A 19,654-nucleotide genomic window follows, 5' to 3' on the forward strand; every position below is an offset into this window, starting at 1 on the left:
GCAGGCCCAGCTCAGGAGGAAAGACCGTGATCTCCTATGACAAGTTGAAGCCCGTTCTGTTGAGCCGCGACGGTGTACGTTTGGCACATGTTGAGGCCGGACCTGCAGCCGCGCAAGTCCCTCCGCTGCTCCTTGTCAATGGCTGGACAGGTGACCACGGTATCTTCACGCCCCAGATCGCCCACTTCGCTCAAAGCCGTCGCGTCGTGGCGGTCAATCTTCGCGGTCACGGCTCCAGCGATGCCCCCCAGCAAGACTACACCATGGCAGGATTTGCGGACGACATCGCCTGGCAATGCGCTCAACTGGAACTGCACAAGCCGGTTGTGATCGGCCACAGTATGGGAGGCCGGATCGCGCTCGAACTGTGCGGCCGCTATCCGGATCTGGCCGCAGGCATGGTGATGATCGATACGATTGTCATGCCGCCCCCGATCTTGCGCGAATCTCCCGGAGTTCGAGCGCTTCTGGAAGGTATCAGCGGGCCCAACTATCTGGCGGTCTTAAAGGCGAACGCGTGGGAACTCGGCTGCGATTTCGAAGATCCTGCCCGACGAAAGATGATCTACGAAACCTATGTACTTCCGCCTTGCGAGAGAACGCCACTGCATGTGGCTCATTCGATGATGCGGAACGCTATCCTGAACTATGATCCGGTCCCGGCTGCAGAGGCCTGCCGGATTCCCATGGCTTATATCTCGGCCGATGTTCCGCTGGTGAACATGGCGCGCGACCTCGACCGGCTCCAGGAGATCTGTCCACAGCTGGTCATAGCGAAGACGATGCTCGCCGGACATTACAACACGATCGAGGTTGCAGATCAGGTCAATGCCATGCTCGATCGGTTCCTAACCGTCGGCCTCCACCGGTGCAGAGACTGACGTGGAAGTCTTGAGCAGATCCGGACAGTGTGAAGCGGTTTTCCCTGGCGACGAAATGACGATCCTTTCCGGTAGATGAGTGCCCGAGGCGCAAATTTGGTTTCATCCAAGTTCAAGCCGGCAACATCGAAGTTGATGTGAAGCCGCAGCTCCAGAGGTAGAGCCTGGAAGTCGGCGGAAGCTGACTCGCGCAGTGTGTCGTGAGCCCGCAAGATTGGACCGTCGTGGCAACACAGGCGCCGAGGCGGAATGGCTTTGGCCGGTCTTTCAACGGCGACCACAACGTCGCCGATAATCAATGGCGTGACTCTTATAGCGAGCCAACATTCAGAAGGAAGCAGAGTCTTGACTCAAGCCGAAAAAGACGTGGTCGAGCACATGCTTGCATCATTAACGATCAGCTCGCTGCAGAGTGGCATTGCACCCACTAACGAACAGGTTGCGCATCATTTTGAGCTAGCATGCGAGAGAGCCGGACTTATCGTTACGCTTGCATCTGCGATCCGGATCTTCGAGCGCGTCTCACGTGAGATCCACAAGGCGCAGTCGGTGCTCGAGTTCGTCGGTCGCGGCACGGGTCAAATACAGTGAGCGATCAGGCTAGCTACCATAAAGTCAGCTCAGATTAGCAGCTTCACCATTCCCCAGAACAAAGGTTCGCCTAAGCTATGAAAACGCTCACGACGTTAGGGGCTGCCATCGGCGCAGCTTTGGCGCACGACATCAGCTTTTCGGGGGGATCGATATGTGACCCGGTTCCCCTCCCATTTCCGGCTGAAGTTGAAATGTTGGGGAACGTCTCGCTTCGTCGACGGCGTGAGTTCGCCTGGGGACGGCATCACGCTCATGAGGCCTTGCGTAAATTGGGTTTTGCTCCTGTTCCGATTTTGTCGAGAGTGGATCGGGCACCTCTTTGGCCTTCGGGAGTCGTCGGGAGCATTTCCCACTCTTCGTCTGATTGCGGAGCTGTTGCCGGACATTCCGACAATGTGCTCGCTCTGGGATTGGACATTGAAGATCAAGAACCGCTCGGAGCGGACCTTCTGCCGATCATATGCACCCCTGAGGAAGTCGAGCGTAAGGAGTGGTGCAGCAGTCGCTTCGGCCCGAAATTAATCTTCGCAATAAAGGAAGCCGTATACAAATCATATGCGCCCGCAACTGATGAATTCTTGGATTTTCAAGATGTCAGTGTCAGAACGAATGACCAGAGCGGGGTGTTCGAGGCCGAGATTGTCAACCCGGAAAAGCCTATTAGTTTCGGCAGTCGAACCATAAATGGAATTTATCTCCCATTTGTCGGAGGAATTCTAGCACTTGCTGTACGATTTCGAGGTGCGTAATGCAGCGTGGCTTGCGTGCTCATCATCTCGTTTCCTAAATGCTGGCCAAGGCCAAAGGAGACCTCATCGAGTTTGCCTTGCAATCGAAGAATAATCTTCGGTTCTAATAGCGAGTGGGTGCCGGGCTTCGATTCCGATAAGAAGCTTGATGTGTATGACTCCGTAGCGTCCATTCCCGTCTCCGTGAACCGACCGGACAACGTCCTTCACCGGGCCCCTTCACATCGACGTGAGCTGACATGCCGGTCAAACCATGCGGGTCTCTCAATCAGGAAACCCATCCGGGCGCACACAGGCGAACGCCTATCGACTCACGCGCCATCGACTGGGCGCGGCTCCCGTCTATACGTACCATGACCCCCGTCTTCCGTGGCTCCCTCTCGGGCAACCCATAGTTGGAGCTAGGGGAATTTCTCCAGCCACCCCGCCTACGCGACGCCTGGATATGGTCGGTTTCACTATGCCGCAAGTCTGTATGATCACGGGCACCGCGATGTGTTTCTGTTCTTCGCGCACAAGGACCTGAGTGCCGCACTGTCACGCAAGGCAAAGTTCGAAGGCGATGGCTATCCTGAGGCTAAGGCGAGCTTTTCCGAACTCCAGGCCAAGATCGAATCGACCATCAACATCAAACGCGCCGAACGCCTGGTGGTCATGGAAGGCTATCCGACCGGGCGCTCCCAGGCGGAACGTCAGTACCGTCGCTGGGTCTCCCAGAATGGCTTGTTCCTCAACCCGCTGAATGACCTCGGCTCCTATTCGATCGCGGCGCAGGACGTCCTCTCCCTGCCATCCATTTGACCGCAAACGGACAGTTTCCGCCGCTTATCGGCTTCTTCAATCAGATGAAGCAGGAATATGCTTCGGGACGGTGGCTCCTCTATGAAGGCCTATACGTCCGAAGCGTTCATTTCTCCAACCGCAAGGTCGCTCTCATCAACACGCTGGACTATCCGAGCTATGGTCTTGCGGTTGAAAAGGTGAAGGCAGCATATCGCATCGCCTATTCCATATTCGACAAGATCGCCTTTTTTCTCAATGACTATGCGACGCTCGGCATCAAGGCGCGCGACGTGTACTTCAAGATAGTCTGGTGCGAGAACCCGCACAGGAAGCCACGCGCCATCCGTCACGAATTCACGCCGGCAAGGAATTGGCCCTTGCGCGGTCTCTACTGGCTTTCAAAAGACCTGTTCGATCCAGAGCTTCAGGGGGTCATGGAGCCGGAGGCGCAAGATCTCTACGCTATCCGGAACAAGCTGGAGCACAGCTACCTCAAGGTCCACGAAATGCTGCTGCCGCGATCCGGCGGCGACCCGATCTCGGATATGTTTGCGGACCGCCTTGCCTATTCCATCGCCCGCGACGATCTTCAGGCAAAGACGATTCACCTCTACCGGCTCGCGCGTGCGGCTCTGATTTATCTTTCGCTCGGCATGCACCGCGAGGAAGAACGGCGCAGAGCTGATAAAACGCCAAGTCTAATCGCTCCCATGATGCTCTATCCGTGGCGCGATCAGGACAAGCTCTAGAGTCTAGTTGCCTGGTTTCATCGCCCGTGCTGGAGTCTGCGCGCCTGACCAGCAGGCGGGCACCACGGCCGTTGGCGGCGAGAAGCACCGCGCTGAATTCCGTCGCTCCGATAGCGAGGCCCAACTCCGGCAGCTGCCCGCGCTTTCTCCGATCAGATCTCCAGCACAAGCGGATTGGCCTTCAGCGTTTTCACCTTGAGCTTGCCGCCGCTATCGGCCTTCGCTTCCGCCAGCGCCTCCTCGACCAGCAAGAAATGCTCGAGCGATTTCTCCAGTTTCTTGGTCGACTTGCCGGCTTCCTCCTTGGCTTCGATCTGCTTCTTGAGATATTGGCTCGAGCAGTTGAGCCACACCGTAAAGGGCTGGCCGGCCTCGGGATTGCGCGAGAGCTCGTCGTCCTCTCCGAGGCGGGACTTCAACAGCACCTCGATGATCCGCAGGTCGGGATTCTCGTGCTCCCCATTGGCGCAGAAAACGTAATGATCGGCGGTGATACGCTTGACGAAATCCCGGTCCAGGTTGTGCTCCGAACCGTGATGCTGGATCTTGAGCAGGTCCACGTGAAGTCCCTGGCCGTCTGCGAGGAGACCGTGATGCTCCAGCCCGGCCAAGACGTCCTCGTGGTGGCCGTCGCCGGTCATGATGGCGCGCGTGATGCCGCCGCCGGTTTTTGTTTCCTCCAGCAGCAGCATGAGCGAGGCGAGATTCGGCTCCGTGACCTTCGCGCGCCGGCCAATCTCGTCGTCGATTGACAGGCCGAGCGTCCCGGCGGGAAGACCCGCGCGGTTAATTTTAAGCCACTGCTTCAAGCTCCCTACCGCATTGGCATTCTTCACGTCCTTGAGCCATGCATTCCAATAGTCCCGGAGTATCTCCAAATCCTTCTCGAATGGCCCGATGACGCGGATCGACAGCTTGCTTCCAGGCTTGAGCTTGATTGAGTTGTTGCCGCGCACCATGGCAAGGAGGTGGTTGAACTCGCCGTTCAACGGGATGTCGAGCTGATCGGCCGCAATGCGCCGTGAGACCTTGATCGCCTCCGGGATGGAGTTGGCGATGTTGCTATAGGCGGCCGCGAGCTTGATCGCGGCGGGATTGCCCGAACTCGACAGAGTGTTCGCCTGTGCCGCCAGCATGGTGCCGATTTCGCCGGCATTCTGCGGAACCAGCGCCTTGAAGGAATTGTGCCAGATGCGCTCGACGGCAGGCGGCTCATCGAACTTGGGCTTGGTCGAAGGCCGGTTATTGGCGAGCTTGTGCTTGTGGACACGCCACTGGACCATGTCTTCGAGGAGCTGCAGGACGCCGGCAATGTGATCCTGGTCGACGTGCGAGACATACACGAGATCGAGCTCGCCACCAGCCGCAGCGAAGCGTCCGAGAAAGGGCCGTACCTCGGCCGCGTAAGAGCCGGGCATGCCGCCATCCGCCAGGATCGCGACACCGTCGGATTCGATCAGCAAGCAATCGCCCTTCTCCGAAGGCAGCAACGTGATCTTCATGACACGCGCCCCTTGAAACGATCCTTCGCGTCGAGCCGGGCCGTGACGTGTCCCGCCTCCCTGAGGCAGGCCTCCGGCATGATTACCCCGAAGCCGCAATCGTTCACCCATTCGAACGTGCCGCCCGGCAACGGTTGCGCGGTCGCTTTCAGAATGCCCAGGATCTGCGCCGCCGTGAGGGTCTTCTCGACCGCGAGCATCAATCCGATCACGCCCGCCACATACGGGCTTGCCATGCTGGTGCCAGTCATGGGTATCCACGGCTCAGCCGGATCGCCGAAACCGTTCGCGGCGACGATGTCTGTGCCGGGTGCCACGATGTCGGGCTTGGGTCGGCCGTCGCGGGTCGGCCCCTGGCTCGATGTGATATGCGCGCTGCGGCGCGCCTCGTGGAGATTCGCCACCGAGACGACGCGCTGGCCGCAAGCAAGCGCGCTCACTGAGGAGGCATCGACGTTCGATCGCGCCGAGAAGAACGAAGGCCAGTAGTGCGCGCCGTCGCCGATATCGACCGGATCGTCGCGTTCGATCCAGGCGTGGAAGCGGCCATCGCGGACGACAAGACCGTGGAGCTTCACGAGCCAGGTTCCTGCCTTCACGCCGACCACGACGTCACCCATGAAGGGTGTCAGATAGACCGCGATATAGTTGGCGCCGTTCGCGGGATGATGCAGCTCGTTGTAGATGCTGAGCATGGTGCGGTCGGCGAGCTGGAAGTTCTCCAGAAATTCGCCCGGCGCGATCGGTCCGATCCATTGCCCGTCCGGCGGGCAGATGCTGATCGCGAAGCGGTCCTGCGGTTCGTACCAAAGCTCCATCTCGTTTTCCGAGGCGTCCTTGATACGGTCTCCGACCACTTCCCATTCAAGGTCGTGATCGAGCCCCTGCGCCGCGATGCGCGAGCCAGCGTGAATGCGGCCCAGCATGTATCCGAGGTCGTCCGGAGCTTCGGGTCGTTCCTGGCCCGCATTGCCGGCCGCAATGCAGATCGATCGGCCGGGTTCGGCGAGCAGGACATCGAGCCACCGATCGAGCGCGCTAGAGCCGTCGTGCGCATGGCCGTTGGTTCCAAGGCTGATATTGATCGAAATCGGCCGGCCGGCTGCGAGATCAAGCAGGTAGATCACGGCGTCGAGCAGCCGCGTCGAATCGTAGAATGAGGTTCTGCGCTCGAGGTCTTCGTCCGGAAGCGAGACTAGGACTGCGGCGATGTCGGCGTTGCTGCAAACGCCGCTATTGCCCGCCGCAATGCTGGCCACATGCGTACCGTGCGAGCCCACGATCATCTGCGACTGCGGCTCGAGATCATGCGGCGACACATGCACCTGCTTGGCCTCGGCTGCCGCCTGAGCCATGTCGGCGGAAGTAATGACCCGGCCGTAATCGAACCCGGTCGGCCGCGTGCCGTCTTTCACGCCCTGATCCCAGATGCTGATGAATCTCGATTTGCCGGCCTGGTCCAGGAAATCGGGATGGGCCCAATCGAATCCTTCGACGTCAATGACCCCGATGATGACGCCGGCACCGTCACCATGTTTCTTGCGCTCGTTGCCGACCACGCGAGCCGTTGGGGTATTGGTCGTCGCGCTGCCCTTGAGGGGCCGCGGCGGTTTCAAAGTCTCGGCCGGCTCGATGATGACGATATTGGCATCGCCGGCGAGGTTCTCGATCTCTTCGAGCCCGAGCCGCATCGCGGCCAACCGACCTTGAGCCCGATCATGGGGGCCGAGTCGCACCGGTTCAGTCGACCGGACGAAAACATTCACCTCGACATTTTCACGCCGGTCGGCGGTATTCAGGTTTTTGACCGCGGTTTTACGTTTGGAAATCTCCCCGGGAGCAACCGCGGAGCCGAGCCGCGGGGCCTGTGCGGCGAGGGCGGAAGTCACCTTGAGGCAGCCCTGTACCTCAGCTTTGGCAGCGTTGACCCGCGCGTCGCTGTTGGCCAAGACCCGAAGCTTCGGATGCATGCGCCGTCGCGCAAGCGACTCATACTTATCGGTCATGGTTGTGAGCCTCCCCTTAGCAACCATGGCACGAAATTGTTGCAGGTTCTACCATCTGGAACCGGCTGCGTCTTTTTGCCTGGAGGGGCGTGGATAGCCGCGGACAGGCGCAAGGAGGGCCAATAAGGGCCTTGAACGTCAGAAAAAGATATATTATTTTCTGACACATGAAGTCGCCCGCATCAGTTCCGGACAAGATCATAAAGCGCGCCCGCGCCAGTGGACGCGGCGGCGTCTTTACGCCCAGCGACTTCCTGGATGTGGCCAGTCGCGCGGCCGTCGACCAGGCATTGTCCCGCTTGGCTAAGGCCGGCAAGCTGCGTCGCTTGGCACGCGGTCTGTACGACTTTCCCAAGGTACATCCCAAGCTTGGACCGCTTTCGCCGGCTCCCGATGATGTCGCACAGGCGCTCGCCCGAGAGACCGGCTCGCAGGTGCAGATCGCCGGCGCCCGAGCGGCGAACGCTCTCGGCCTGTCCACCCAAGTCCCGGCCAAGAGCACCTATCTGACCGACGGTCCGTCCCGCCGTGTCGTGCTTGGCAAGCGGGTCATAGACCTGCGCCATGCCTCGCCCAAGCACCTTATTGCCCCAGGTAGCCCTGTCGGCATGGTCGTCCAGGCGCTGCGGCATCTCGGATCGGTGCGGGCGACTGATGTTGCTCGTGTCGCCGCGCGCCGACTGTCGGCAAGCGATAAGAAACGGCTTGCGACAAGCGCCGTCCAAGCGCCCGCATGGATGCGGCCGACGCTCGTCTCCATCGCCGAGATGTCGAGTACGGCCGATGGATAAGGTTGCCCTTCTCGACGGCTCCGAGCGCTCGGCTCTGTTCGGCGAGACGGGCGCGGCGCGAGGCGTCGCCAACACGATCATTGAGAAGGACTTCTGGGTCTGCTGGACCCTGAAGCGCCTCTTCGAGCTGCAGAACGAGGATGCACCCACCCTGATCTTTAAGGGTGGGACATCCCTGTCCAAGGCCTTCGACGCGATTCGCCGCTTCTCCGAAGACATCGACCTGTCATTCGACCGTGCCGATCTCGGTTATACCGGTGAGCGCGACCCCGAAAAGGAAGGGATCAGCAAGAAGCAGGCGGACAAGCTGATCGACGATCTCGTCCGAGACGTTGAAAAGCATATCGCCGAAAAGCTGATGCCCGCCCTACGCGCGGAGATCGCCAAGCACCTCGGCGAGCCAACAAACGGCGAATGGTCGCTGGAGATCGATGAGAGCGATCCGCAGACCGTGAACTTTCACTATCCGACCGCGCTCTCCCAGGAGGAGTATAAAGGCATGGCCTACATTACTCCGCGGGTAAAGCTTGAGTTCGGCGCGCGCGGCGACCCATGGCCGAGCGAAGAGAAGACCATCCGCCCCTACGCAGCGGATGATTATCCCGATTTCTTCGAGAACCCTGATTGCACTGTCACCGTACTGTCTGCGAGGCGCACCTTCTGGGAAAAGGCCACGGCGCTCCACGCCGAGGCGCACCGGCCCAAGGAGTCACCGACGCCGCAGTATTTCTCGCGGCACTATTACGACATCGCGATGCTGCTCGACACAGACGACGGAAAGGCGGCCACCACCGATTTCGAACTCCTTGAGCAGGTCGCTAAGCACAAGGCCGTGTTCTTCCGATCAGGTTGGGCGAGCTATGACACCGCACGGCCGGGGACGCTGCAGCTAGTGCCGTCCGAAGCGAGGCTGAAGGATCTTCGCACCGACTATCGCGACATGGCTCCGATGATGTTTGACGAGAAACCGCTTTCATTCGATGAGATCCTTGCTCGCATCCGGACACTGCAGGACACCATCAACGCATCGCCTCCAAATGCCCCAAGACCTGCACCCACCGGACAGGCACCGCGCCACACAAGCAACCGCTTTGGAGGATAGTGTGTGCGCAGATAGGACCTTCGTGCGGACCCGCATCGGATGTCCCAAAATTCTTAATGGTATGAGTCCTGCTTATCGCGCGGATGATCGACGCTTCCGAAGCAAAACGCGGGGGTTGTGTGATGGACGTCTCCCTCCGGGACCGGGCTCTCGGCTTCGCCGAAGCCCCGGCTTTCGCCAGTCTTCGCCCTTCGGGCTTCCGTCCCTTCTGTAGTCAGATCCCGGCCATAAAATCTCGGATCGACGCCCGGACTTCTTCTTTCGTGGGACTTGCGCCTACGGCGCTCGGTCCCGCGGCCTGGCTTCGCCGCCGTTAGCTGCGGATTCCATTGCGTGCGGGTGCGCTTGATTGTCTACTCCAATTACGCCAACTGACCTATCGGCGGGACGTGTGATGACACTGCAGCAGCTCAGTAAGATATGGTCAAGCTCCTGCCAGCGTTCAAGTCGCTTCAGCTCGATAAGGTGACGCTCGCGGACCAGCGCCTTCGCTCAGGCGCAGGCGTGCCTCACGGGTTCGGGCCCCATCCCGAAGCAGACCTTTGCCGAGAAGATTCCAACGTCGGACGCCGCATCCATCGACTGCACCCCCAAGCTCGACTGTACGCCCACTCAGGCATGCGACCTGCAAACAGACACGCGGGATTGTCGACGTCCACCCCATTGCACCCGAAACCACGACACAAGAAATTGCAGCGGCCTGGGAAAAATTGCCTGCGAGATCGCAAAGGCCGCTCAGAACCAAGCATACGATCGCGCCTTTGATTTATGCAACGCGGGTGCGCGGATCGTGGATCGGGTCTGCGAAGGTGAGAAAGCCACCCAAGATGGACTCTACGCCACGCAAAAGGCGCAGTGCGAGGCGGGTAAGTCAGCAACGAAGCTCGTGTGTGAGACACGAAAGACGGGCCTCGAGGCAGCCTGCGAGACGTATAAAGGCGCGGTCGACGCTCTTCATCCTACAGGCCGAGTACCGCGGACAACTGAAGGCGTCCTCCATCCGCATGCACTTTGAGCCGAGTCCGCGCTCGCTCATTCTTCAAAACATCAACTTCTATTTGGCTTGTCCGGTCACCGCTCAACTGGTCAACGGTATGACCCTCAATTTGGCACCGTTTGTTCCCGAGCTTCTGAAGGACTACACCCACACGCTCGATCCGATCGATTTCTCTTTTGTCCCCACGATTCCAGACCAGCCGCTGTTCGGACGTACCATCAAGCCGAGGCCGTCCCAGACATCCAAGGCCTTAATCGTTTCCGGGGCGCCTTATGGTCGGCGACGAAGATGAAGATTGAGCGTCCCGTCGGGGTTCTGTGACCTCTTGCATTGGGTAGATGCCGCGAGCGTCTCCGGCGCCCAGTCCTCATGAAGGTTAAGTGAAGAAGTATCCAGAGTGCGTAGGCCCTTGCCGAAGCGGTCTACAACTCTCATGACCGAGACGACGAAATCGGCCCGATCATCGGCACCATTGGCAGACCCGCGATCGTCGAAGCGGAGATTCCGATCGCATGGCTCGGCGATCGAGGCCTTGGATTGGCGCTCAATGTCGGCCGGCGTTTCGTTGTCGCGGAGGGAACCCCCAGCCGGGAGCCGCTTCACATCGAATGCAACATCAGGCATCCCCTTCCGGCCGAATTGATCAGGAGCGTCGACATCCGTCGGCCGAATTCCAACACCTGACCGACTGCGTCGACTGGCGTCGGCCGCTCTAGGACGACGTGTCGCCATCGCCGTCAATCCGCCCCCCGGCGAATGGCTTCCGCGTGAAGCGATCCACTCGAAAGCGGCCGGAGCAATTCCTTTTCCGTCTTCGTCAGATAGATCCAATGCGCCCAGTCACCGGGTTGCAGCACGACGATTTGGCGGTCGTGATAAGGCTCGATGTCCGGGCCCGGATCAACGGTCAGCATCGCGAACGCCGGCGGGGCGCCCGCGTTGCCCTCGCGCCATATTCCGGCAATGGCCAGGAACGGTGAGCCATTCAGCGTGAGCCGGTGCTTCGCCTTCGGATATTTCTTCCCGGTGAATTCAAAGAACGCCGAGGCGGGGATCAGGCACCGATTGCTTTTATCGAAGTAACGACCCTCCGAGCGGAAATTGAACACCGGATCACCGCGACCGGATGGCGGGAAACTGAACTTCATTGGTACAAGTTCAATGACGTTGCCGGCGGCACGCATAACCGGCCCTTTGTCATTGATCTTGATGCTGTCCGACTGCGGCAGATCGAGTTCGCTTTGCTGCGTCGGAATGCCAAGCTCCAGATCCTGCATCATCTTGCAGTACTCGGCCCAGCGGACGTGCTGCTTGTAATCATTGCACATACACATCATGTAGGGCCGCAATGCCGCCGGTACGAGGGCCGGGATGGGACGTCTCCCTGCGGGACCGGGCTGTCGGCTTCGCTGAAGCCCCCGCCATGCCGGGTCTTCACCGTTCGGGCTTCTATCCCTGACGCAACGCTTGCGGGTTCGTTTCGCGGTGTCAAAACCGGCCGCGCGCGCTGAAGGATCGCGGCAGGAGAGCGAGAGTGCGGACGGGTTTTCGGTGACGGGTTCCAGGCTGCGAGAGAGGCTCGCGGCGCCCGTCGCGGAGAACCGCGATGTCCAGACCCACCGCTCGCGCCCGTACCGGTCAAGACCGCCCGGGACTTTACCAGGAAATCACCGACAAGATCATTGCCGAGTTGGAAGCAGGCCGTGTGCCGTGGGTCCAGCCGTGGAGAACGGCGGCGGCGAACGCGCCGCTCGCGATGCCGAAGAACGCATCTATCGAGCGCCGCTATTCCGGAATCAATGTGCTGATCCTGTGGGGCGCCGTCATCGAGCGCGACTTCTCCGGCCAGAGCTGGCTCACGTTCCGGCAGGCGCTCAGTCTTGGCGGCAATGTGCGGAGGGGCGAGCGCGGGACGACCGTCGTCTATGCCGACCGCTTCGTGCCGAACGACGAGAAAGAACGCGCCGCTGAAACTGGCGACGATGCCCGAGCGATCCCGTTTCTCAAGCGCTTTACGGTCTTCAATACCGATCAATGCGACCGTCTGCCCGAACAGGTCGTGAAGGCCGCGCCACCGCCGCCGCCCGGAATGATCGAACCGGAGGCGGAGAGACTGATCGCCGCGACTGGGGCGGACTTCCGCATCGGCGGCGCACGGGCCTTCTACTGTCCCTCAGGTGATTTCGTGCAGGTGCCGCCTCCGCAAGCTTACTTCGAGCCGATCAACTGGCACCGCACGGCCTTCCATGAGCTCGGCCATTGGACCGGTCATCCGTCGCGCCTCGGCCGCGACCATTCCGGCGCGTTCGGCTCGAAGTCTTACGCGCGTGAAGAACTCGTTGCCGAGATGGCCGGCGCGTTCGTGTGTGCGACACTCGGCATCGTACCCACGGTCCGCCATGCCGACTACATCGATTCGTGGCTAGAGGTGCTGCGAGAGGACAATCGCGCCATCGTCCGCGCCGCGAGTGCCGCATCGAAGGCGGCCGACTATGTGCTCGCGAGCGATCACACCGCGTCGGCTGCGGTGCCGTCGGCCGCTTAAGCCGGATCAACTGGCCGAAAGCCCACGATGACGTTCTGGACCAGCTGCGTCGCTCCTTCGGCGTCCTGCTTGACGTAATAGGGGTTGGTCGTTTCTACGTGCTTCAATTCCACGTCCCTGATCTCGTGGAGCGAACACATGGTCAACTCGGCTACGTCGAGATCGAACAGTGCGATATTGAACTGGTCATTGCCGAACGCGCTGCGATAGGCAAGACCATCGAATCCCTCGTTGCGGAAGACTTCGGCGATCACCTGCGTCGCGGCATAGCTCGCGACATCGTCGTCGCGCGTCACGGGTTCGCGGAACGCCTGGGCGATGTGGCTCCAGACCGCCTCGGCCCGCTTCTCGGCCGAGGGTTCTCCATCGATATAGATGGGATGCCGTTCCGCACCCTTGGTGCAGTCGACGACCCGCAGCGGCCTTCGCGTTTGAAATAGGCCAAGCGATACCAATGAGCCGATCCATGGCCGCACCTCGGCCATGGCGGTATGCTTGTCGCTCGCCATGTAGAGGCGCGGGATCCCCTTCGGGTTGACCCGGCCTTCGGTGGCGCGGTCGCGGAACGGAAACATGCGTTGCGGCAGCGCTGGGCCGGGAAGTTCTTCACCGACGTTCTCGTCGAAGACATTCTGGTGCGCGACTTGTGCGCGATAGAACAGGCGGCCTTCCTTGATCTCTGCGGATCGGGCATGACAACCGGCCGCCACAGCCGAAAGAAACCGCTGGCCTTCAGGCGACCGGACATAGCGCCAGCCGCGCGTGACCTGCCGCTGGAAGTCCCAAAAGCTGCGCCACGACGCGAACTCTCCCTGCGATGTTGTATTTCCGCTCTCATCGGCCTCCATGTGACGGTCTCCTCCCAGCAACACCGTCTTCACTCTATATCAACAATATTGCCCGCCGGCGTGGACGGGCTACCAAGAGCGCATCGTCCGAAATCAAGAGTGAGAGGGCGGGCCGGTTTTTCGTGACGGGTTGGAGGTCGAGAGAGGGGCTCCGGCCGCCCGTCGTGGAGAATCCGACATGGCTAGCGCTGTTCAGAAGATCAACATCAGTCCCTCCCGCGATATTCCCTTCAACAAGCTGGTACTTAGCCAGTCCAACGTCCGTCGCATGAAGTCCGGCGTCTCGATTGAGCAACTGGCCGAGAGCATCGCACACGGCACGTTGCTGCAGAGCCTCAACGTGCGTGCGGTTCGCGATGCCGACGGCAACGAGACCGGCATGTTCGAGGTACCGGCCGGCGGGCGCCGGTACCTCGCCCTTGAGCTGTTGGTGAAGCAGAAGCGCATGGCGAAGACGCAACCCGTTCCGTGCGTGGTTCGCGAGGACGGCATCGCCGAGGACGACTCAATGGCGGAAAACGACGAACGAGTCGGCCTGCATCCGCTCGACCAGTTCCGTGCATCCCCTCACGGGGAAGCCCGAGACGGTAACCGAAGTGGGTGGTCTCAGACAGACTAGTCACTACAACTACGTCGTCGCCTAGGTCCTCGAGCCAACGATGGAAAGCGAGCACCCTGGTGGGATTGCGGCAATGGAAGACATTGATGCGTCCACGACGCAGCGCTCTCAGGCGCCGGCGTAGTGCAATCAGCTCGCGCGTGAAGCGCAAATGATTGCTCATCGCTCGATCGCGATCCAGCCCGTCCCACCAGATCCTATGGTTCGGATCGTGAGGAGAGTCATTCCAGAGTTTGTCTTCGAGAAACTCCTGTCCCATAAACAGCATTGGCACGCCGGGGCCGGTGAGCAGAATGCCGTTGGCGACGCGGGCGCGCGAGCGCGCGTACCATGACCGTGCGTCGGACGGATCGGAGATATGGGCGACGCGCGGCTTCTGATCCTTCGGTTCGTGGTTCGTCAACAGTACGTCATGGTTCTCAAGCATTTGCACGGCGCGCCGAGCGCCGTCGAACCCGGCCGGTGGCATAAGCGCATCGCGTATCCCTTCGAGACTAATCGGCGAAGGCGCCATGCGCAGCCTGTTCGAGCACGCTGCGCACGCCGTCGCGCATGCGGTCGGACCAAACCATGTCGAAGCCAGCGCCGCCGCTGCTGCTCGGCCGCACGACCGAGTCGGGACCTGGATTCCAGAACGCGGCGATCTGGACCGCTGATGGTTTCGCTGTCCTCACCGTGCTGGTCAAGTCTTGGCAGAAGTACCAGCCGCCGAACCGGTCGATCACGCTCACTTCGTCATATTGGAAGCCGTCGACGTGAAAGTCGTGCATCATTGCCACGGCGTTATCGATCAGGAACTGGCGCACGGAGGCATTCCAGTACGCGAAAGCAAGGCTGCCGGCCCAGCCACGATCAGTGAAATACAGGCTGTCGTTGTTGTTGCCCCGGCCGGCGCGATCGAAGAAATACAGACTTTCGTTGCCGAAATCTCCGCCCGCATGGTTGTAGACCACGTCGAAGATTACTGCGATGCCATAGACGTGCAGAATGTCGATTATCATCGGGATTTTGAAGAAGCACGAGGCTGGCGTTTCGATTGCCGATCTGTGACGGAAGCATGACGTCAGTGACGCCAGTATCAGCCCGAGGCGACCCAACCAGGACCGTCGCCGCATGCGCAGGATGAGCCCGAACGCGTCCGAAAAACAGCCTGTGTCGAAAGCCGATCCACTGATAATCGACACCTCCGTTTTAATGGCTGCTCAGCCACAACGCTGGCCGATGCGCGGCATGCCTTGCCGACGCTCCAAAAAGATCGGCGGTGGCGATGCCTTTTATCGAGTCAGGTGGAATAAAGCTCTATTTCGAGGAATACGGTCGCGGCTATCCAATCATTTTCGTTCATGAATTTGAATCGGACCTGGACAGTTGGGAAGGGCAGATCCGTTATTTGTCCCGTAGCTATAGATGTATCGCCTACAACGCACGGGGATATCCAGCGAGCGACGTTCCTGATGATCCAGCCGCATATGGCTGGGAGTTCGCGGTGCAAGACATTGATGCCGTCATGCGTGGCCTCTCGATCGGGCGGGCCCACGTGGTTGGATCGAGCATGGGGGCATATGCTGCTCTGCTGTTTGGCTTGCGGTACCGCGAAGGGGTCAGCGCGATCGTTGCGGCCGGAGCAGGGGCAGGATCTCCAGCGTCGGATCGGGAAAGTTGGTTGAAGAATGCGTCGGTTCTCGCGCGCGCATTGGCGGCACGAGGTATCGATGCGATGGCCGAGAAAATGGCAGGCCACTCGACGCGGATTCGACTGAAGCACAAGGACCCGAAGGGCTGGCACGAGTTTGTAGAGCGGCTCAAGCAACATTCCGCGCGGGGGCTGTCGAATACTTTGCTGCAGTGTCAGGCCTTGCGACCCTCCTTATTTGATTTTCGAGATCAGTTCGCACAGATGACGATCCCGGTGCTGCTCGCCGTGGGTGACGAAGACAAGCCATGTCTTGAAACCGGCTTAATGCTGAAAACCACCATTCCGGCCGCCGGTCTTTGGGTGTGCTCCAATACGGGCCATGCCATCAATCTTGAAGAACCTGCGGCCTTCAACGCGCAAGTTGAAGCTTTCTTCAGCGCCGTCGAGCGAGGGAGCTGGGGTCATCTCGATCGGCGGAAACAGTCCGTCTCCGGACATGAGAAGTCAACGGCCGCTCGATTGCATTTCGACGGAGCGCTTCCATGAAGCCGTGGATCGGTGTCTACCTTTCCGAGTCCGTCGCCGCGCGGCTCGCAGTCGCAGCGCAACGTCCTGGGGCCACCAAATCGGCGATCATTGAGACTGCACTCGCTCATTTCTTCGATCCGGATCGTGACATCAAAGAGCCGTCGGTTGATCGCCGGCTGAGCGCCATCCACCGGAACCTCGAACAGCTTCATCATGATTTGCGGATTGTGAGGGAGGCTATTGCGCTTCAGGCTCGATTTCTTCTCGCCGTTACGCCGCCACTCGCAGCTGCCGAACAACCTGCCGCCTGTACCCTGGGACTCGCGCGCTTCGACGAATTTGCTGCACAGGTGACAAGGCGGGTCCATCTAGGAACGTCGCTCATCAAGGAAACAATCGAGCGGCTGAATTCGACTGATTCGGAGCATCTTGCAACACGACCGGTGAGGCAAGAAGGGACAACGCGCTCCACACACCCGGAACTAAAGGGCAATGCGGCGACTGTCGCCAGCAACAAACCACAATGTCCGCCTGCTGGCCGAGACGCAGCTTGCGAGCGCGGACCCGATACAAGAGCAGAGCGAACAATGGTTGGCGCGATATTGCGGCCGCTTCTGGCGCCATGGCGTGCTACGGGGCCGCAGCGGTCACGAGCCTTCTTCCCAGATTGGCTTTTAGTTTTGCGCGTATTCTTACCGTTCGTCGCAGCTTACTACCTTTCTTTTCTCTTTCGCACCATCAACGCGACCATAGCTGGACCACTGACCTATGAGTTTGGTCTGGGTGCCGATGACCTCGGTCTCCTGACGTCCATCTATTTCCTGACCTTTGCGGCCGCCCAGATTCCCATTGGGGTGTTGTTGGACCGATACGGTCCACGGAAAATCCAGGGTGTCGTGCTGATGGCAGCCGCCGCCGGGGCAGCGCTATTTGCCATCTCCGACAACTTTTTGCTTCTTCTTCTCGGCCGGGCGTTGATCGGTTTCGGCGCCTCTGCAGCATTGACGGCCGGATTGAAAGCCGTCGTTTTCTGGTTTCCCGCCGAGCAGGTCCCGCTGCTCAATGGCCTGATGATCATGCTGGGTGCCTTAGGCGCCGTGACGGCAACGTTGCCAGCCGAACACCTGCTCGTGTCGATCGGGTGGCGGGGATTGTTCGAACTCCTAGCCATCGGATCCGTTGCATGCGCCCTTGCAATTTTCCTCGTCGTGCCAAAGGGCACGTGGTCCTTCGCAGCGAGGGGGACCACCATTGGACTGCGAATGATTTATACAGATCCTCGCTTCTGGCGTTTAGCTCCGCTCTCTGCGACCTGCATTGGTACGGCCTGGGCGCTACAAGGGTTGTGGGCTGCCCAGTGGTTCTCCGATGTCGAGGGCCTGGGCCGGTCGGAATTGCTTCGCAATCTCTTTGTCATGGCAATCGGATCGAGTGCGGGCGCCCTGGTTCTAGGCGTTGCGACTCAAAAGCTTCGTCGATACGGGATAGGTCCACGATCGCTCTTGGGCTTGGTCGCAGTTCTGTTCTTCGTGGCCCAATTGGCAGTGATCCTGCGGGTACCTCTGCCATCATCTGTTCCGTGGATGATCGTCGCTGCCGGCGGGGCAGCGACCGTCCTTAGCTACGCGATTTTGGCCGAGTTTTTCCCAAAAGAGCTTGCTGGACGTGCCACCGCGGCGCTCAACGTCTTTCACATCGGTTGCGCGTTTCTGGTCCAGTATCTGATGGGCTTCGTGGTTCAGCACTGGACGCCTCAGCAGGGCCACTACCCGGAAGTTGCTTACCAGACCGCCTTTGCAGTGAACCTTGCAGTCCAGCTCGGAACGTGGTTCTGGTTTATTGTCCGCGTGCCTCTATCGGCGAGACGAGGCACTGGTGCTGGGAGCAAGGGGTCGCTCTAGCAGCTCTGCAAGATGTGGACAAGAGCGGCACTACCGAGACCCGCTGTCCATGTGGCCGCACTTCAACGTGACGTGCCCGGCTTTGCCGCGAAGTTACTCATTGCGTTCGGTGGGCGACGGGTGAAGCCACTCAACTCGAGTCGTTCACGTGGAGTTAGTCGACTTCCTTCTTGCGTCAGCCATGTGATAAACTGTTCAACACTTCTTGCTTTGCGCGCTGAGGGGTTGAATAGGTCGTAGAACCCAGAGCCAATGATGCGTGATTGAGGAAGAAGAATTCCAACGCGCCGCTCTGCAATGTCCAGCGAAACGTGAGCCTCCAGCACAAGAGCAATATCATAGCCGTTGATTGCTGCCTCTATGCAGAGGAAGAAGTGGTCAAAGACTTGGCCACGTGGCGTCTGGCCGATATCTATACCAGCCTTGCGAAGCCAGTCTGGCCATGCCGAGATACGGCTTTGGCTGTGCTGGCGGGACCTCGCGCGACCTGGTAGGCCGAACAGTTTGCTCGCCAAAGGCGAAAGTGAGGTCATGTGGAGGTACGGCGACTATGTTCAAATGGTAGAGCCGGAATGAGCCCGGTCGAAAGCATCTTCCAGGAATTTATCGATGCAATCCAAACCGCAACCAACGCGGATGAATTCGAGCGTGTCGCAGCGCGGCTGACGCAAAGGCTCGGCTTCCAGCGATTTGCCTATCTGCGCCTGACCGGCGACACGCCGATGTTGATCTCGTCCTATCCAAAATCCTGGACCAGCCGCTACTTCCAGCTTGGATATCAAAAGCTCGATCCTGTGGTACGCCGTGCGCGTGTCGAGCACGCATTGTTCGGTTGGGGAGGAGAGGGCTCAGCCCCAGTCGGAAACCGCGAGCAGCGCCGCTTCTTCGATGATGCAGTGACCTTCGGCATTAGATCCGGCATCACTGTGCCGATCAGGGGCGGATTTGGACGGATGGCCGCCTTTACGCTGGCCACGGACGACCGCGACGTTCACACCGAGCGGCTCGTGGCCGACTGGAAGGATCTCGTACAACTCGCCGGGTTGTATTTCCATAGTCATGTCGCCAGCAGACCTGAGGTACCCTCTACCGATAAGATTGCCGGAAGTGTACTCACTCGGCGCGAGCGCCAATGCCTTGCATGGGCCGCGCAGGGGAGAACTGTCGCGGATATCGCGGTGCTGGTCCAGATCGCGGACGCGCACTGTAGTCTTTCACCTTGAGAACGCGCGCCGCACACTCGGTGCAGCATCTATTGCCTAATGCGTCGCGGAGCCTTGCGACGCGGTTTGTTGTCCTAATCATCCACACCCTCCCATTTCGCGCGAGATGCAGAAGAGACCTGGCGCTTGTCGCGCCGGTCATTAATGTGTTCTGTCCGAAAAGGTCTAGCGTGATCAAACTGAACCAGAGTGACCTGTAA

General features: G+C 59.9%; 18 protein-coding genes and 1 pseudogene. 13 read left to right on the forward strand and 6 right to left on the reverse strand.

Annotation, left to right across the window (positions count from 1 at the left end):
* Positions 1 to 26: 26 nt before the first annotated feature.
* The 5 genes from J6497_RS12385 to J6497_RS12405 all read left to right on the forward strand — a co-directional run bounded on the left by J6497_RS12385 (position 27) and on the right by J6497_RS12405 (position 3,756).
* Positions 27 to 881 (forward strand): alpha/beta fold hydrolase, encoded by an 855-nt coding sequence (locus J6497_RS12385; RefSeq protein WP_225704534.1) that lies wholly within the window; start codon positions 27 to 29, stop codon positions 879 to 881.
* 345 nt (positions 882 to 1,226) lie between these two features.
* Positions 1,227 to 1,472: a hypothetical protein gene (locus J6497_RS12390; protein WP_225704535.1), complete on the forward strand. Its 246-nt coding sequence runs from the start codon at positions 1,227 to 1,229 to the stop codon at positions 1,470 to 1,472.
* Positions 1,473 to 1,549: 77 nt separating this feature from the next.
* Positions 1,550 to 2,224, forward strand: a complete 675-nt coding sequence (locus J6497_RS12395; RefSeq protein WP_225704536.1) for a 4'-phosphopantetheinyl transferase family protein — start codon at positions 1,550 to 1,552, stop codon at positions 2,222 to 2,224.
* A gap of 495 nt (positions 2,225 to 2,719) precedes the next feature.
* A complete protein-coding gene (locus J6497_RS12400) occupies positions 2,720 to 3,025 on the forward strand; it encodes a hypothetical protein (protein WP_225704537.1) in 306 nt (101 codons plus the stop codon).
* A complete protein-coding gene (locus J6497_RS12405; RefSeq protein WP_225704538.1) occupies positions 3,022 to 3,756 on the forward strand; it encodes an LA2681 family HEPN domain-containing protein in 735 nt (244 codons plus the stop codon). The genes J6497_RS12400 and J6497_RS12405 overlap by 4 nt, the downstream gene beginning before the upstream one ends.
* A 152-nt stretch (positions 3,757 to 3,908) precedes the next feature.
* On the opposite strand, the gene J6497_RS12410 is transcribed toward J6497_RS12405, so the two are convergent.
* Positions 3,909 to 5,258 (reverse strand): MBL fold metallo-hydrolase, encoded by a 1,350-nt coding sequence (locus tag J6497_RS12410; protein WP_225704539.1) that lies wholly within the window; start codon positions 5,256 to 5,258, stop codon positions 3,909 to 3,911.
* Positions 5,255 to 7,264, reverse strand: coding sequence for a S8 family serine peptidase (locus J6497_RS12415; protein ID WP_225704540.1), 2,010 nt, complete (start codon positions 7,262 to 7,264; stop codon positions 5,255 to 5,257). The genes J6497_RS12410 and J6497_RS12415 overlap by 4 nt, the downstream gene beginning before the upstream one ends.
* A gap of 167 nt (positions 7,265 to 7,431) precedes the next feature.
* Between J6497_RS12415 and J6497_RS12420 the strand changes: the two genes are divergently transcribed.
* From J6497_RS12420 to J6497_RS12430, 3 genes are all read left to right on the forward strand, one after another.
* Positions 7,432 to 8,055, forward strand: coding sequence for a DUF6088 family protein (locus J6497_RS12420; protein WP_225704541.1), 624 nt, complete (start codon positions 7,432 to 7,434; stop codon positions 8,053 to 8,055).
* Entirely contained in the window at positions 8,048 to 9,157 is a 1,110-nt protein-coding gene (locus J6497_RS12425) for a nucleotidyl transferase AbiEii/AbiGii toxin family protein (RefSeq protein WP_225704542.1), read from the forward strand. Before J6497_RS12420 ends, J6497_RS12425 begins: the two co-directional genes overlap by 8 nt.
* Positions 9,158 to 10,161: 1,004 nt before the next feature.
* The gene (locus tag J6497_RS12430) at positions 10,162 to 10,446 is read left to right on the forward strand and encodes a hypothetical protein (RefSeq protein WP_225704543.1); all 285 of its coding nucleotides are present in this window, start codon (positions 10,162 to 10,164) and stop codon (positions 10,444 to 10,446) included.
* 445 nt (positions 10,447 to 10,891) lie between these two features.
* On the opposite strand, the gene J6497_RS12435 is transcribed toward J6497_RS12430, so the two are convergent.
* The gene (locus J6497_RS12435; protein ID WP_225704581.1) at positions 10,892 to 11,482 is read right to left on the reverse strand and encodes an SOS response-associated peptidase family protein; all 591 of its coding nucleotides are present in this window, start codon (positions 11,480 to 11,482) and stop codon (positions 10,892 to 10,894) included.
* A gap of 278 nt (positions 11,483 to 11,760) precedes the next feature.
* On the opposite strand from J6497_RS12435, the gene J6497_RS12440 reads away from it, so the two are divergent.
* Entirely contained in the window at positions 11,761 to 12,699 is a 939-nt protein-coding gene (locus J6497_RS12440; protein WP_225704544.1) for an ArdC family protein, read from the forward strand.
* Here J6497_RS12440 and J6497_RS12445 read toward each other — a convergent pair.
* A complete protein-coding gene (locus J6497_RS12445; protein ID WP_225704545.1) occupies positions 12,696 to 13,547 on the reverse strand; it encodes an RES family NAD+ phosphorylase in 852 nt (283 codons plus the stop codon). The two genes, J6497_RS12440 and J6497_RS12445, sit on opposite strands and share 4 nt — an antisense overlap.
* Before the next feature lie 178 nt (positions 13,548 to 13,725).
* On the opposite strand from J6497_RS12445, the pseudogene J6497_RS12450 reads away from it, so the two are divergent.
* Positions 13,726 to 14,109: pseudogene (locus tag J6497_RS12450) on the forward strand (ParB/Srx family N-terminal domain-containing protein); the annotation flags it as partial.
* A gap of 551 nt (positions 14,110 to 14,660) precedes the next feature.
* Here the strand turns inward: J6497_RS12450 and J6497_RS12455 are convergent.
* Positions 14,661 to 15,167 carry an alpha-amylase family protein gene (locus tag J6497_RS12455; protein ID WP_225704546.1) on the reverse strand — a complete coding sequence of 169 codons (507 nt, stop codon included), beginning with the start codon at positions 15,165 to 15,167 and terminating at the stop codon, positions 14,661 to 14,663.
* A 266-nt stretch (positions 15,168 to 15,433) separates the two neighbouring features.
* On the opposite strand from J6497_RS12455, the gene J6497_RS12460 reads away from it, so the two are divergent.
* Positions 15,434 to 16,348 (forward strand): alpha/beta fold hydrolase, encoded by a 915-nt coding sequence (locus J6497_RS12460; RefSeq protein ID WP_225704547.1) that lies wholly within the window; start codon positions 15,434 to 15,436, stop codon positions 16,346 to 16,348.
* Positions 16,345 to 18,231, forward strand: coding sequence for an MFS transporter (locus J6497_RS12465; RefSeq protein WP_225704548.1), 1,887 nt, complete (start codon positions 16,345 to 16,347; stop codon positions 18,229 to 18,231). The genes J6497_RS12460 and J6497_RS12465 overlap by 4 nt, the downstream gene beginning before the upstream one ends.
* 62 nt (positions 18,232 to 18,293) lie before the next feature.
* Here J6497_RS12465 and J6497_RS12470 read toward each other — a convergent pair whose 3' ends face one another.
* Positions 18,294 to 18,764, reverse strand: a complete 471-nt coding sequence (locus J6497_RS12470; protein WP_225704549.1) for a type 2 periplasmic-binding domain-containing protein — start codon at positions 18,762 to 18,764, stop codon at positions 18,294 to 18,296.
* Between the two features lie 39 nt (positions 18,765 to 18,803).
* Here J6497_RS12470 and J6497_RS12475 point away from each other — a divergent pair, with 39 nt between their 5' ends.
* Entirely contained in the window at positions 18,804 to 19,454 is a 651-nt protein-coding gene (locus J6497_RS12475; protein ID WP_225704550.1) for an autoinducer binding domain-containing protein, read from the forward strand.
* Positions 19,455 to 19,654: the final 200 nt, after the last annotated feature.

Source organism: Bradyrhizobium cenepequi (genome assembly GCF_020329485.1).
In the GTDB taxonomy this organism is placed as follows: Bacteria; Pseudomonadota; Alphaproteobacteria; order Rhizobiales; family Xanthobacteraceae; genus Bradyrhizobium; species Bradyrhizobium cenepequi.